Here is a 13887-nt window from a genome sequence, read left to right as displayed (position 1 = left end):
CGCCCGGAAGATCCGGACGCCGCCGCACCGGTTCCGGTCAGGCCGGCGTGGTCACGGCGATGGTGCCGCTGAACGCCGAGCTGCCGAACGAGTTCACCGCCTGGATCCGGTAGTAGTAGGTGGTGGACCGGGCCCGCCCGGTGTCGCTGTAGCTCCGGGCGCTGCCGCCCAGCGTGAAGGTGGCCAGGTTGGCGGTGAACGCCACGTTGGTCGCCCGTTGGAGCACGAAGCTGGTGACCACGCTGGCGGCGCTCTCCTGCCAGGTGAGGTTCACCGTCGCGGTGCCGCCGCTGGCGGCGACGGCGGTGCCGGCGAGGTTCGTCGGGGCGGCCGGTGGGCCGCTGACGGCGATCGTGGCGGTGTTCGACCACGGCGAGCCGACGCCGAGATAGACGGTGCGCACCCGGTAGTAGTAGGTGGTGCCGCCCACGACCGTGCTGTCGGTGTAGCTGGTCGCGTTCGCGGCCAGGGTGACAGTGGTCAGCCCGCTGGTGAAGGCGGCGTTGGTGGCGCGCTGGAGTTCGACCGAGGTGGAGTACGACCGGTTGACCCAGCTCAGGTTGACCCGCACCGGGCTGTTGCCGGGTTGGGTGGCCGTCAGGTTCGTCGGGGCGGTCAGGCTGATCACCCCGGAGGCGCTGTTCGACCAGGCGGAATAGCTGGCGCTGTTCTCCCGCCGGGCCCGGTAGTAGTAGGTGACACCGGGCACCGCGGTGGTGTCGGAGTATGTGGTGGCCCCGGCCGCCAGGGTGACGGTGGTCAGCCCGGCCGTGAAGGAGGAGTTGGTCGAGCGCTGCACGACGACCTGGGTGGCGAGCGGCAGTCCGGTGGGGTTGGTCCAGTTCAGCACGATCGCGGGCGGGACGGTGGCCGAGCCGGCGTTGACGGTCGCGGTCAGGTTGGTGGGCGGGGCCGGGGACACTCGGATCACCACCGGCCGCATCATGTCGAAGTCCTCGTGGTCGACCATGTGGCAGTGCCAGACGTACTCCCAGCCGAAGTTGTAGGGCTGGTTGGTGACCACGGCCGGGTCGCCGGTCTGCGGGTCGATCTGGGTGAAGCCGTTGGTGGTGCCCGGGACCTGGGTCGGGTCGAGCAGCCGGATGCTGTCGCCGACCTTGAAGGGCAGGTTGACCGGCAGTGAGGGCCGCATGGCGACGATGCAGTCCTCCAACGGGTTCATCCGCACGGTGTCCTTCCACCCGACCTCGTTGGCGTCCGGCGGCTTGTACGCGCCGTCCCAGCCGACCCGGTTGACCAGTTGCACGTTGAAGTAGTGGAAGTGGACGAAGTGGGTGTCCACCCCGTTGTGCGTGATCTTCCAGATCTGGGTGCCGTCACCGGCCGAGCCGACCGGGGTGGCCAGGTTCGACATGTAGAGGATCTCGGTCGGCGGGTCGATGTAGGCGAGCGGGATCGTGGTCTGGATGAGCGCGCTGGTCTTGGGCAGTTCGACGCCGAAGGTGGGCATCATCCGGCCGTACACCGGGTCGAACTCCTCGACGATCGCCTTGGGCTGGAGGTCGAGGGTGACCGGGGTGTTGCCGCCCAGCGGGACGTAGGTGATGGTGGTGTCCTGGATCGCCACGTAGTGGTTGGTGGAGGTGGTCCCGAACGCGGTGTTGTAGGCCTCCTCCGGCACGATCGGCTTCGGCTGGCTCTGCCCGTACGCCTGGGGCAGTCGCGTCCGGAGCCGGGCGAGGTCGAACGGCGCGGCCGGGGTGCCCACGACGTGGATCTGCATGAGCGTGCGGGTGTTCGGGCCGTACCCGGGTTGGGTGGTGGGCGCCCCGCCGCTGTCGGTCTGGTCCGGGTCGCCGGTGTAGTAGTCGTAGCGGGTGTCGTAGGCCGGCATGGGCGCCGGGGCGTCGTTGTAGAGGATGAGCGTCGACCCGGGCGCGACGGTGGAGAAGTCGACGATCACGTCGGCGCGTTCGGCGGGCCCGAGCAGCAGCGAGTGGTCGGAGACGTTGAGCACGGTGATCGAGCGGCGGTCGTACTCGTAGTTGATGGGTTGGGGCGGGATGATCGCGACCTCCGGCAGGAGCCCGCCCTCGTTGCCGATCTGGATCCAGTCCGGGCCGACCGCGCTCGGGGCGGGCACGCCGCCCTCCCGGCCGTCGGTGGGCCAGGTGGGTGGGAAGTCCGGGTTCGGGCACGCCTCGACCATGGGCACCTCGCCGGCGGCGCCGTCGTTCAACGTGCCGTCCGGCTTCCACATCGTGCCGTTCGAGGCGGCGTGGTAGAGCTGGAGGTTGAGCGCCCGGTCGTTGCAGGCGTTGAGGATGCGGAACCGGTACGCCTTGGGCTCGACCTGGAACGTCGGGTAGGCGCAGCCGTTCACGATCGGGGTGTCCATGAACGCCTCGGGCGTGATGGTGGGCAGCGGCGTGCCGGGCTGCACCGGCGGCTCCCAGGGCCGGGTGACCGGGTCGAAGTACGGATTGGGCACCGGGCCCTGCTCGATGCCGGTGAACGGCGGCCAGAACCACGGTCCGTAGTCCCAGCGGCCCATGGGGTTGGCGCCGGCGGCGTTGTACGGGTTCTGGTTGGGCATGTAGACGTGTGGCATCCACAGGTTGCCCTGCCCACCCCAGTTGACGGTGTCCCACGTCGGGTCCTGCCGGGCGAGCTGGGCCGGGGGCGGCACGAACGTCTTGTCCTGGAAGATGAGCGGGATGTCGCTGGCCGGGATGACCCCGTCGGTCACCATCTGCTGCTCCACCGGGTCCCGGAGGATCAGGATCGCGATCTGCCCGCTGTACGGGGTGAGATGGGTGATGCCCTCGGTGTGGTCGTGATACCACATCATCCGGGCACTCTGCTGCATCGGGAAGTAGAGCGTGACCGCGCCCGGTCCGGGGTCGGGCATGTCCGGCACGTTGGCGTAGCTGGCACCGCGCGGATAGGACGTGACCTCGCCGGCCGGGGTGAGCCACTGGAGCGGGGTGCCGTCACTGATCCACGGCGTCTCCGCACCGTGCAGGTGCACGACGGCCCGGTTCTGTGTGTAGAGCTCGGTGGTGTTCAGCGGGCCGGTGCCGGCGCCGGTGAGGGTGGTGTCGACCGGCAGGAAGAGTTTGCCGGCCGCGCCGGTGGGCAGCAGGTTGAGAAACTTGATCCGCACCGGCCGGTCGCGTCGGGCGTAGATGAGCGGCCCGCAGTAGTAGGGGCGGACCGGCGGCGCGATGGTGTTGTGTCCGCTGGCGTCGGTGCCGTTGTTGACCTGTCGATATCCGCGCAGGCGGGCGGGGGGCGAGATGTCCCGGTTGAACATCTTCCCGTAGTCCTGGACGCAGATCTCGTAGTAGTCGCTTCCGGGGTAGGTGATGGTGTCTGGCACCGCGACCGGGATGTAGTGGTTGAGGTCGTTGGCGTTGGCCGGGCCCACGCCGGGCAGCGAGTCGACGAACTTGCGGACACCGGTGCCCGGTTGCACCACTCCCCCGACGACGGTCGGGAGCGCGGTGTTGGCGTAGTTGGGTGTGAATCCGAAGTAGTCGGGCGGGTCGCCGGGGCCGAGCGCCGGCTCCTCGACCGCGTTCTGCTTCGGGATGGCCGCCTTGCGGATGGTCTCCTCGGACATGGTTCTCCTCCTCGCCGAGGGCCGCCGCGGCACACAGCCCGTCGACCCAATTATCACTCTCAGTGACAATTGAAGTCGAGGAGTTCGGTCAACGGAAGGGACCTTCGACCTCCGCACGGGGGCTGAGCTGCACAAATGCCATTTCGCACCAACCGGACAGCGCTCGACGGGAAGACCACTGTGCGCAATCGTCGACACGGAGAAGCCCGGGCGACGTGCGTCGCCCGGGCTTCTCGGAACCGCGAATGTCGTTACGGCCGCGCGTTGGGCTTCAGCGGCGTCTTCACCGCGGCGTAGGCGTCGACGATGCCGTAGCCGTAGAAGCCGTTGAAGTTCAACGAACCCGCGCAGTACGCGTTGTACGTCTCGTCCCGGCCCTCGTTGGTGTAGGTCTGGAGCCGCGGCTCCGGGCAGGCGTGCTCGGCCGCCGTCCGGTAGAGGTGCTGCTCGACCTGGTCCGGCGCCATGCCGTAGCCGTTGCGGCCCTGCTGCTTGCCGTACCGGCTGACGATCAGCGCGGCCACGCCGGAGACGTGCGGGGACGCCATCGACGTGCCCTGGAGGTAGGTGTAGTAGCCGCACTCACCCTTGGCCGTGCACTGCTTGAACACCGAGTCCTCGAAGCCGGCCACGATGTTGCCGTTCTCGTCGACCGACCCCTCCTCCTGGAGCACCTTCTTCGGGTACGTGGAGAGGATCATGTTGGCGTCGGTGCGGTAGGTGTCGGTGCCGAAGCCGTCCCGGAACCAACCACCCGGAGCCGCCACCGAGATCTGCTCGGTGCCGTAGTTCGAGTAGTCGGCCTTCTTGCCGGACGGGCCGACCGCCGAGACGCCGATCACGTGCGGGCCCTCGACCGGCAGGTCCCAGCAGCTCGCGTTGTCGATCGGCCGCGGGTACGGCGGGGTGTCACCGTAGTCCGGGCTGCTCTCGTCGGTCCGCGGGGCGCCCAGGTCCTCGTTGTTGTTGCCGAGCGAGCCGACCAGCGTGACGCCCTTGTGGTGGGCGAAATTCAGCGCCCGTTTCATGGCCTCGATGATGGTCCGCTGCTCGGCCTGCTGCTCCGGGTTGTCGGCCGGATTGGCGGTGCAGTTGTAGAGCCACGGGTCGACGTAGAAGGACATGTTGACCACGTCGAGCCCGGAACGGCCGGCGTGCACCAGCGCGTTGACCACCGGGTTGAGGAAGAAGTAGCCGCTGTCCTGGCCGCCCTTCAGCTCGACCAGGGAGACCTTCGGGGCCACGCCGGAGAGGCCGAAGCCGTTGGCGGCGGCGCCGATCGTGCCGGCCACGTGGGTGCCGTGACCGCCGTCGTCGGTGCCGACCGGGTCGAGGCAGCTCGCCACCTCGCACGGGCCGTCGACGTCGGGGATGTCCGGCGCGAAGTTGCGGGACAGCGCCCAGTTGAAGTTCGGGGCCAGGTCGGGCTGGCTGGCGTCGACGCCGGTGTCCAGGACGCCGACGGTGACCCGGCGGTCGCCCGGCTCGATCTTGCGAGCCTGGTCGGCCCGGATCATGTCCAGGCCCCAGAGCTTGTCGTCCAGCGGGTCCATCTTCCTGGCGTTGCCCTTGGCGACCTTGCCCTTGGTCGCGGCGGCGGCCACCAGGTGCTCCTGCTCGACCCGGTCGAGCTTGGGCTTGCGGCCGATCGCCTTCTCCTCGGCGGCGCCGAGGAGCGCGCCGGCTGCGGTGGCGCGGCTGGCGAAGTCCGCCCGGTCGCTGCGCACCTGGAACAGGCCGACGTCGTCGGTGCGGGAGACGACAGTGCCGCCGGCCGCCTTGATCGCGGCGATCGCGGCGTCGGTGGAGACGCCGCTCTCCGCCAGCACGGTGAAGGTCCGGGTGCTGGACGGCGCGGCCGTCGCCGGAACACCCAGACCGGTCACCGTGAGTGCCAGCGAGGCCGCGACCGCGACCGCACCGGCGGTGAAGCGCTTGCTCACCACATCAGATCCTCTCGTTGAGGGACGTGGCAGTCATCCCACATCACGGGAGCGGGTTTCGCCAGGTGTGCGCCCGGAATAAGCCACAATCAGGCATTCGCGCTCGTCAACGCGGCGAGCACTTCGGGCAGCTCGGCCAGCGTGGACACCTCGGCGTCGGGTTCGAGGCCGACCGGCCGGGGCAGCCCGGCCCGGTTGAGCCAGACGGCCCGCAGGCCGGCGCGTTGGGCGGCGACCACGTCGTGTTCCGGCGAGTCGCCGACGTGGACGATCCGGGCGGCGGGCAGCCCGGCGGCGGCCACCACGGCGGCGAAGAACGCCGGTGCCGGCTTCTTCGGCAGGCCACCCTCGTGCGCGTACAGGGCGAAGGCGAACCGGCCGTCGAGGCCGCAGCGTTCCGCGCGGCTGTTGCCGTTGGTGGCGAAGCCCAGCAGGTGGTGCGGGCGCAGCGCGGCCAGCGCCGGCAGCACGTCCGGGAACGGCCGGCTCAGGGCGTACCGGCGGGCGAAGAAGAGCGCCGCGAACTCGTCCAGGTGGGCGCCGAGCCCGGCCCGGGCCAGCGACCGGGCCAGCGCGGCGCGGCGGATCTCCCCGACCGGGGCCGCGCTGAGCGCGCCGAAGACCGCACCCCAGTCCCCCTCCAGGTCCGCGAGCGACACCTCGGCCGCCGCCGGGGTCCACCGCCGCATCTCCTCGAGTACGGCCACCAGCGCGCCGGTGACGGCCGGGCGCAGGTCGACCAGGGTCTCGTCGGCGTCGAAGACGACGGCGGTCCGGGGTGCGGTCACCGCTCACCGACCAGCGCCGACCCGACCGGGGCCGGTGACGCCTCCCCGGGGCCGGCCCGCAGCTCGTCCACCCGGACCAGCGCGACGCCGCCGACGATGAGCGCGCCGCCGACCAGTTGGATCGCGCTCGGCAGCTCGTTCAGCACCAACCAGGCGATCAGCACCGCGAACATCACCTCGGTCAACCCGACGAAGGAGGAGAGCCGGGCGCCGAGCAGCCGCGCCCCGGCAACCCCGGCCAGGTACGCGACCACGGCGGCGATCAGCGACAGCCCGACGATCGGCACCAGCCAGCTCACCCGATGCCCGGCGAAGCTGACGTCGGCGGTGCCGGCGGCCAGCGGGAGCACCCCGACCGCGCCGAGCAGGAGCAGGATCGCGGCGCCGACGGCCATGCCGCCGCTGGCCATCACCACCGAGGGCAGGTCGGCGTCGACGCGGCCGGCGATGACGTAGTAGCCGGCCAGCCCCACGCCGGCGCCGAGCCCCCAGAGCACGCCGACCGGGTCGAGCCGACCGGCACCGGTGAGGTCGAGGACGAACACCAGCCCGGCCAGCGCGGTGAGCGAACCGGCCACGGTCAGCACCCGGGGTCGCTGGCCGTGGACCAGCCACATCCAGCCGACCACCAGCACGATGCCGAGGTATTCCAGCAGCAGCGCCACGCCGACCGGGAGGTACCGGACCGCGTTGAAGAAGCACGCCTGGGCCAGGGCCACCCCGAGCAGCCCGAACAGCACCACGGTGAGCGCGTTGCGGCGCAGCACCGGCCAGCGACCGCGCAGCACCAGCAGGGCGGGCACGGCCAGCACCAGCGCGGCGATGCCGACCCGGGCGATCACCACGGCGACCGCCGACCACTCCCCGGTGATCAGCGGCCGGGCGAACGTGCCCGAGGTGGCGAACGTGAGCGCGGAGAGCAGGGCCAGGCCGAGCCCGGTGCCGGACCGTTCGCGCATCGACATTCCCCCGGTCATGAGTGAAGAAGCGTTACGCTGATGACGTTAGGGGTGCCGTCCGACAGGAGTCAAGTTGCTTTTCGCTCATGACACCGAGTGCGGGCTGGTGGCCGCCGCCGCACTGGTGAACACCACCGGACCTGGTCGGGAGGACCTGCCGGACGTCACCGCGCTCGACGCGTTCTTCACCGCGTACGGGTGGAGCGGCCGGCACGAGCACACGGAGGCGGAACTGCGGCAGGTCCGCACGCTGCGGCCCCGGCTGCGCCGGATCTGGTACGCCGACACCGACGAGGTGGTGGAGATCGTCAACGGGCTGCTCCGCGAGTCGCACGCCCTGCCGCAGCTCATCCGACACGACGACGAGCCGTACCATCTGCACGCCGTGCCCCGCGACGCGCCGCTGGCCACCCGGATGGCGGTCGAGGCCGCGATGGCCGTGGCCGACCTGGTCCGCTCCGGCGAGCTGACCCGGCTGCGCCGCTGCGACCACCCCGACTGCGACAACGTGCTCGTCGACCTGTCGAAGAACCGGTCCCGCCGGTTCTGCGACGCCGGCTGCGGCAACCGGGCCGCGGTCAGCGCCTACCGGGCCCGCAGGGCGGCGTCCCACTCCTGACGGATCGCGGGCCAGTCCGCCCGGAGCAGCTCGTACTCCACCTCGCCGTGCTCCGTACCCGGGATCGGGTCGTCGAAGACCAGGTGGAACGTGCGGGTGTAGCGCAACCCGGCGCGGGTCATCACCGCGCGGGACCTGTCGTTCACCGCCATCGTCTGCGCCCACACCCGCCGCACGGCGACCGTGTCGAACGCGTGCCGCACCAGCGCCCGCGCGCCCTCGGTGGCCAGCCCGTGCCCCCACACCGCGCGCCGCAGCCGGTAGCCCAGCTCCGCCTCACCGCCGTCGTCGGACGGATCGAGCGCCAGCCAGCCGAGGAACTCCCCGGTGAACCGGTCGAGCGTGGCCCACCGACCCAGCCCGGGATGCCGGTCGTACTGCGCGAGCAGCCGGGGCAGCACCTCGTCGCGGATCGTCGCGGCCGGCGTGGGCACACCGTTGGTGAGGAACCGCATGACCTCCGGGTCGGCGTCCAGCGCGACCAGTCGGTCCACGTCGGCCATGGTGAACCGGCGCAGCGTCAGCCGAGCGGTCTCCCGCAACACCCCGTCGTCGTCAGGCACGGTCGGATCATCCCGCCGACCCGTCGTCCGGGCGAGGCAATTACCGCCGCGGTGGCGAGCCAGGAAAACCCGCGTTGCGGCGGGGTTGCGGTAGATCTTGGAAGAATTGCGCCCCTCCGAGGGCCGTTTCGTACCAAGATCTGCGGTCACCGCGTCAGCTCGGCAGCGCCTCCGCGACCCACAGGCCACGACCCTGCAAGCCCACGACGAGGCCCCGGTCCTGGAGGATGATGATCGCCCGCTGCACGGTGGTGACGCTCACGCTGTAGAGGTCGGCGAGTTCCTTGTAGGTCGGCAACCGCTCACCCGGCGGGTACTCGCCACTTCTGATCCGGGTGGTCAGGTCTTCGGCCACCTCTCGGTAGCCACCGCTCGGTATGGGCATGGGAGGTTCCTTCGTTCGGCACCTTCCATCGGATCATGAGCAAAACCCGCCTTCAAGACCAACATTGCCTTAGGTACTAAAGGTCTCCAACATGGCGGCTGTGGCGAGGTCCCCTTCGTTCGGCAAACGACGAACCGAGCCATGAAGCCGTCCGGGAAATCGGCACGAGATCTTCCGAGCACGGCGTCGCGGTGGGACCGTCCCGCTCCCCCGGCCGGGCGGTCCCACCCCCGCCGGGGCGGCAGCGACAGCACCGACGACTCAGCTCGAAAGGGACCGCACATGCCACGACCCCGGCCCCACCTACCGCTGCGCCCGCTCTGGCTCTGCCGGACGTGCGGCACGCCCTGGCCGTGCGCCGACGCACGCCTCATCCTGCTCGACGAGTACGCGGGCGACCCGGTCGGGCTCAGCATCTATCTCTGCGGCGTGCTCCACGAGGCGACCGCCGACCTGCACCGGCTGCACCCGGCCGAACGGCTCGACCCGGCCGTCCTGTTCGGCCGCTTCCTCGGTTGGGCGCGACGACGGGCCATGCCCTGACCTCAGGGGTGCGTCATCCGGAGCAGGTCCAGCGCCTCGTCCAACTGGGTCTCGGTGAGCTTGCCCGAGTCGACGTGCCCGCGCGAGATCACCACCTCGCGGATGGACACCTGCTTGGCCAGCGCCTCCTTGGCGATCGAGGCGGCCTCGTCGTACCCGAGATGGCGGTTGAGCGGGGTGACGATCGACGGCGAGCCCTCCGCGTACGCCAGACAGACCTCGGCGTCCGCGACCAGGCCGGCCACCAGCCGCTCGGCGAAAAGCCGGCTGGACGCGGCGATCAGCTTGATCGACTCCAGCAGGTTGCGGCCCATGACCGGGAGCATCACGTTCAGCTCGAAGTCGCCCTGCGAGCCGGCGAAGGCCACCGCCGCGTCGTTGCCGATGACCTGCGCGCAGACCTGCCGCATCGCCTCGGCCACCACCGGGTTGACCTTGCCCGGCATGATCGACGAGCCGGGCTGGAGGTCGGGGATGCGCAGCTCACGCAGGCCCGCGCGGGGACCGGAACCCATCCAGCGTACGTCGTTGGCGATCTTGTAGAGGCCGACCGCGACGGTGCGGAGCTGCCCGGACGTCTCCACCAGCGCGTCCCGCGCGCCCTGCGCCTCGAAGTGGTTGCGTGCCTCGGACAGCGGCAGGCCGGTCGAGTCCCGCAGCCGCCCGATCACCTTGCCCGCGAACCCGAGCGGGGTGTTGATGCCGGTGCCCACCGCGGTGCCGCCGAGCGGCAGCTCGCCCAGCCGGGGCAGCGCCGACTCCAGCCGCTCGACGCCGTAGCGGACCTGGGCGGCGTACCCGCCGAACTCCTGCCCGAGCGTGACCGGCGTGGCGTCCATCAGGTGCGTCCGGCCCGCCTTGACCACGGTCTCGAACTCGGCCGCCTTCGCCTCCAACGCCATGGCGAGCTGCGTCAGGGACGGAAGCAGATCCTCCACCACGAACTGGGTGGCGGCCAGGTGGATCGAGGTCGGGAACACGTCGTTGCTGGACTGCGACGCGTTCACGTGGTCGTTCGGGTGCACGTCGCGGCCCAGCTCGCGGCTCGCCAGCGACGCGATCACCTCGTTGGTGTTCATGTTGGACGACGTGCCGGAACCGGTCTGGAACACGTCCACCGGGAACTGGTCGTCGTAGCCCCCGGCGGCGACGTGTGCGGCGGCCGTGGCGATCGCCTCGGCCACGTCCGCGTCGATCACCCCCAACTCACCGTTGACCTGGGCGGCCGCCCCCTTGATCTGGGCCAGCGCCTTGATCTGGGCCGGTTCGAGCCCGCGCCCCGAGATCGGGAAGTTCTGCACCGCGCGCTGGGTCTGCGCCCGCCACAGCGCCTCGGCGGGCACCTCCACCTCGCCCATCGAGTCACGTTCGATCCGGTAACCGGTCGCCTCTGGAGTCGTCACGCGTACCATCCTGCCGCGCCGCCGGCCGGTACGCAGGGAAAGCGACGCGGGCCTCAGCCCAGCTCGGCCACCAGCTCCTCGGTCGCCCGCCGGCCCGGGGACTCGATCTGACGGAACAACACCAGCGCCCGGCCGGCGTAGCGGCGGGCCTGTCCGGCATCCGTGTCGCGCAGGCACCGGGCCATGCCGTCCAGCGCACGGGCCTGCTCGTAGCGGGCCCCGAGCCGGGTCGCGTCGGCGAGCACCCGGCGGTGCAGGTCGAGCGCGCTGGCCACGTCACCCTGGTCGAGCAGCGCCTGGGCGAGCAGGTTGCGCGAGGCGCACTGACCGATCCGGTCACCGGAATCGGTCACCACCACCAGCGCCTCCCGGTGCAGGTCGGCCGCCCGCTCGGGCCGGCCGACCCGCCGCTGGAGGGCGCCCATCTCGTTGAGCACCTCCGCCTCGCCGTACCGGCCGACGTACTTCTTCTTGAGGCGCAGGGCGACCCGCAGCAGCCGTTGGGCCGGCTCCAGGTGACCCATCCGGTGCCGGATCATGCCGGTGTGCGCGACCGCGTTCGCCAACTGCCGGAAGTCCCCGTTCTGCCGCGCCAACACCAGGTGGGACCGGCTGAGGCGCAGCGCCTCGGCGTGGCGGCCGGCCGACAGCAGCGCGTAGGCCACGTTGTTGATCAGGTTGGCCAGCTCCGCCGTGTGGTCGGCACCGCGGATCATCTGCATCGCGGTGTCGAGGCACTCCATCCCCTGCTGGTGATCCCCGTTCGCCGAGTAGGACACCCCGAGGTTCCACAGCGACACCCGCATCTCGTCGCGGAGCCCGAGCCGCCGGCGGATCTCCAGGGCCCGCCGCATCAACCGGATGGCCTCGGGAAACCGGGCCTGCCGGTAGTAGACCGAGGACAGGTAGTTGTAGATGGTGCCCACCGCGGCCTCGTCCCCGAGCGCCTCGGCCGCGCGCAGGCCGACGGTGTGCGTCTCCAGCAGGTCGTCCAGGTGTCCACTGTCGAAGTTGGCCCGCCAGCAGGCCCGGGCGAGCTGCCAGCAGTGCCGCCGGAAGCCCTCCGCCTCGGCGAGCTGGACCAACGCGGTCAACAGCGCCGCGTGCTCGTCGAACCAGGCCCGGCCCTGCGGCAGCGTGGCGTCGACCAGATCGGGCCGGCGCGGCGGGTTGGCGGGCAGGGACCGCAGGCTGCCCGCCGACTCGATCGTCCGGGCGATCGCCGAGGCCACGTCGAGATGATGGTCCAGCAGCCGTTCCAGGGCCGCCCGGCGCTCCCCGGCCCGACCCGGCTCGGCGAGCAGCGTCCGGGCGTACTCGCGGATCAGGTCGTGCAGCCGGTAACGGCCCGGGTCGGCCTCCTCCACCAGGTGCGCGTCCACCAGCTCGTCGAGCAGATCCTGCGCCTCCGCCAGCGGGATGTCGGCCAACGCGGCGGCCACCCGGTTGTCGAACCCGCCACCCGGCGGCAGACCGAGCAGCCGCAGCATCCGCTGCGCCGTGGGCGACACCTGGGCGTACGAGAGCGCGAACGCCTGCCCGACGGAACGCTCCCCGGCGGCCAGCTCGGCCAGCGGGTCCCGGCTGGTGGCCAGCCGTTCGGCCAGATCCGCGACCCGCCAGCGGGGCCGGTGCGCCAGCCGGGCCGCCGCCAGCCGCAGCGCCAGCGGCAGGTGCCCGCAGCGCCGCGCCACCTCGGCAGCCGCCTCCGGTTCGGCGGCGACCCGGTCCCGGCCGACGATCCGGCCGAGCAGCTCCACCGCCTCCTCCGGGTCGAGCACGGGCAGGGACGACGGGCGCCCCTCGTCCAACCCGACCAGTCGGCGGCGGCTCGTGATGAGGACGAGGCAGTCCGGGCCGTTCGGCAACAGCGGCGTGACCTGCGCGCTGTCGGCCGCGTTGTCGAGCACCACGAGCGCGCGGCGGCCGGCCAACTCGGTACGCCACAGCGTCAACCGGTCGGCCAGATCCAGCGGCATCCGCTCCGGCGGCACCCCGAGCTGGCGCAGCAGGACCGCCACCGCCGCCGCCGGGGTCAACGGCATGCGCTCGCTGTGCCCGTGCAGGTCGACGAAGAGATGCGCGTCCGGGTAGCGGTCGCCGAGGGCGGCGGCCAGGTGCACCGCCAGCGTGGTCTTGCCGCTGCCGGCCATGCCGTCGATGAGCTGGACCCGGACCCGGTCCTCCTCGATCTCCTTCACCAGCCGGACCACGGTCTGCTGACGGCCGGTGAAGTCACTTATCGCCCGCGGCAGCGAACGGACCGGCACGGTGGACCGGTGCTCCGCGACCCCCAGGGCCAGGTCGCCGGCGAGTACCCGCTGGTGCAGGTCCTGCAACTCCGGACCGGGCTCGATGCCCAGCTCCTCGGCGTAAAGACGGCGGCCATCACGGTAGACGGCGAGCGCGTCGGCCTGCCGGCCCACCGCGGCGAGGGCCCGCATGAGCTGGCCGCGCAGCCGCTCCCGCAGCGGGTTCCGCTCGACGCTCTCGACCAACTCGTCGACCAGGTCGGTCGCCGGCCGCAGGCGCAGCTCGATCTCGACACGCTCCTCCAACGCCGCCAGTCGCTGCTCGTCGAGGGCCAGCGCCCGCCGGCGTACGCTCCGGCTGGGAACGCCGCTGAGCGCCGGCCCCCGCCAGAGGGCCAACGCGGCCCGGTAGTGGCGTCGCGCCTCCTCGGACCGGCCCGCGGCGACCGCGGCCCGCGCGGCGTCGACCGTCCGGCCGAAGATGTCGGCGTCGAGGTCGTCCGGTGCGACCCGGATGCCGTAGCCGGCCGGATCGGTGACGATGACGTCCGGCGGCAACCCCAGCACCGTGAGGCGCTGTCGCAGTCGCGACACGCAGATCTGCAGTTGGGCCCGGGCGGTGGCCGGCGGCCGGTCCTCCCAGACGGCGTCGATCAGCTCGTCGAACGGCACCACACGACCGGCGCGCAGCAGCAGGAGGGCGAGCACGGTCCGGTCCCGACCTGCGGTGACGGTGGCTTCGCCACCGCCTACCCGCAGTGGTCCCAGGATCCCGAACCGCATGCGCCGCCCCCGTACGCCTTTGTGCACTTACAGCAGCGTAACCCGGTGGTAACCGCATGACGC

10 protein-coding genes are annotated in these 13887 nt (G+C 71.5%); 2 read left to right on the top strand and 8 right to left on the bottom strand.

Annotated elements, in window-relative coordinates; translation table 11 throughout:
- Positions 1-37: 37 nt before the first annotated feature.
- From AB0B02_RS12805 to AB0B02_RS12790, 4 genes are all read right to left on the bottom strand, one after another.
- Positions 38-3586, bottom strand: a complete 3549-nt coding sequence (locus tag AB0B02_RS12805) for a hypothetical protein (protein WP_281934490.1) — start codon at positions 3584-3586, stop codon at positions 38-40.
- Between the two features lie 251 nt (positions 3587-3837).
- A complete protein-coding gene (locus AB0B02_RS12800) occupies positions 3838-5529 on the bottom strand; it encodes a S8 family serine peptidase (protein ID WP_281934488.1) in 1692 nt (563 codons plus the stop codon).
- Between the two features lie 89 nt (positions 5530-5618).
- Positions 5619-6317, bottom strand: coding sequence for an HAD family hydrolase (locus AB0B02_RS12795; protein ID WP_357299922.1), 699 nt, complete (start codon positions 6315-6317; stop codon positions 5619-5621).
- Complete coding sequence (locus tag AB0B02_RS12790) at positions 6314-7276, bottom strand: EamA family transporter (RefSeq protein ID WP_357299919.1); 963 nt, start codon at positions 7274-7276, stop codon at positions 6314-6316. Before AB0B02_RS12790 ends, AB0B02_RS12795 begins: the two co-directional genes overlap by 4 nt.
- Before the next feature lie 73 nt (positions 7277-7349).
- Between AB0B02_RS12790 and AB0B02_RS12785 the strand changes: the two genes are divergently transcribed.
- The gene (locus AB0B02_RS12785) at positions 7350-7895 is read left to right on the top strand and encodes a CGNR zinc finger domain-containing protein (protein ID WP_281934482.1); all 546 of its coding nucleotides are present in this window, start codon (positions 7350-7352) and stop codon (positions 7893-7895) included.
- Here the strand turns inward: AB0B02_RS12785 and AB0B02_RS12780 are convergent.
- Positions 7862-8458 carry a GNAT family N-acetyltransferase gene (locus tag AB0B02_RS12780; protein WP_357299917.1) on the bottom strand — a complete coding sequence of 199 codons (597 nt, stop codon included), beginning with the start codon at positions 8456-8458 and terminating at the stop codon, positions 7862-7864. The two genes, AB0B02_RS12785 and AB0B02_RS12780, sit on opposite strands and share 34 nt — an antisense overlap.
- 154 nt (positions 8459-8612) lie before the next feature.
- Entirely contained in the window at positions 8613-8843 is a 231-nt protein-coding gene (locus tag AB0B02_RS12775; RefSeq protein WP_357299913.1) for a winged helix-turn-helix domain-containing protein, read from the bottom strand.
- A 282-nt stretch (positions 8844-9125) separates the two neighbouring features.
- On the opposite strand from AB0B02_RS12775, the gene AB0B02_RS12770 reads away from it, so the two are divergent.
- Positions 9126-9386, top strand: coding sequence for a hypothetical protein (locus AB0B02_RS12770; RefSeq protein WP_357299911.1), 261 nt, complete (start codon positions 9126-9128; stop codon positions 9384-9386).
- A gap of 2 nt (positions 9387-9388) precedes the next feature.
- Here AB0B02_RS12770 and AB0B02_RS12765 read toward each other — a convergent pair whose 3' ends face one another.
- Positions 9389-10798 carry a class II fumarate hydratase gene (locus AB0B02_RS12765; RefSeq protein WP_199199940.1) on the bottom strand — a complete coding sequence of 470 codons (1410 nt, stop codon included), beginning with the start codon at positions 10796-10798 and terminating at the stop codon, positions 9389-9391.
- 44 nt (positions 10799-10842) lie between these two features.
- The gene (locus AB0B02_RS12760; RefSeq protein ID WP_357299906.1) at positions 10843-13824 is read right to left on the bottom strand and encodes a BTAD domain-containing putative transcriptional regulator; all 2982 of its coding nucleotides are present in this window, start codon (positions 13822-13824) and stop codon (positions 10843-10845) included.
- Positions 13825-13887 lie beyond the last annotated feature (63 nt).

This window comes from Micromonospora sp. NPDC049240 (assembly GCF_040647835.1).
Taxonomy (GTDB): domain Bacteria; phylum Actinomycetota; class Actinomycetes; order Mycobacteriales; family Micromonosporaceae; genus Micromonospora.
The sequence above is the reverse complement of the archived record's forward strand: the minus strand, read 5'-3'. Positions and strand labels throughout refer to the sequence as shown.

Bases quoted from the DNA above. Each gene is read 5' to 3' on its own strand.
- AB0B02_RS12805 (WP_281934490.1), bottom strand. From the start codon at position 3,586: ATGTCCGAGGAGACCATCCGCAAGGCGGCCATCCCGAAGCAGAACGCG.
- AB0B02_RS12790 (WP_357299919.1), bottom strand. From the start codon at position 7,276: ATGCGCGAACGGTCCGGCACCGGGCTCGGCCTGGCCCTGCTCTCCGCG.
- AB0B02_RS12775 (WP_357299913.1), bottom strand. From the start codon at position 8,843: ATGCCCATACCGAGCGGTGGCTACCGAGAGGTGGCCGAAGACCTGACC.
- AB0B02_RS12770 (WP_357299911.1), top strand. From the start codon at position 9,126: ATGCCACGACCCCGGCCCCACCTACCGCTGCGCCCGCTCTGGCTCTGC.
- AB0B02_RS12765 (WP_199199940.1), bottom strand. From the start codon at position 10,798: ATGGTACGCGTGACGACTCCAGAGGCGACCGGTTACCGGATCGAACGT.
- AB0B02_RS12760 (WP_357299906.1), bottom strand. From the start codon at position 13,824: ATGCGGTTCGGGATCCTGGGACCACTGCGGGTAGGCGGTGGCGAAGCC.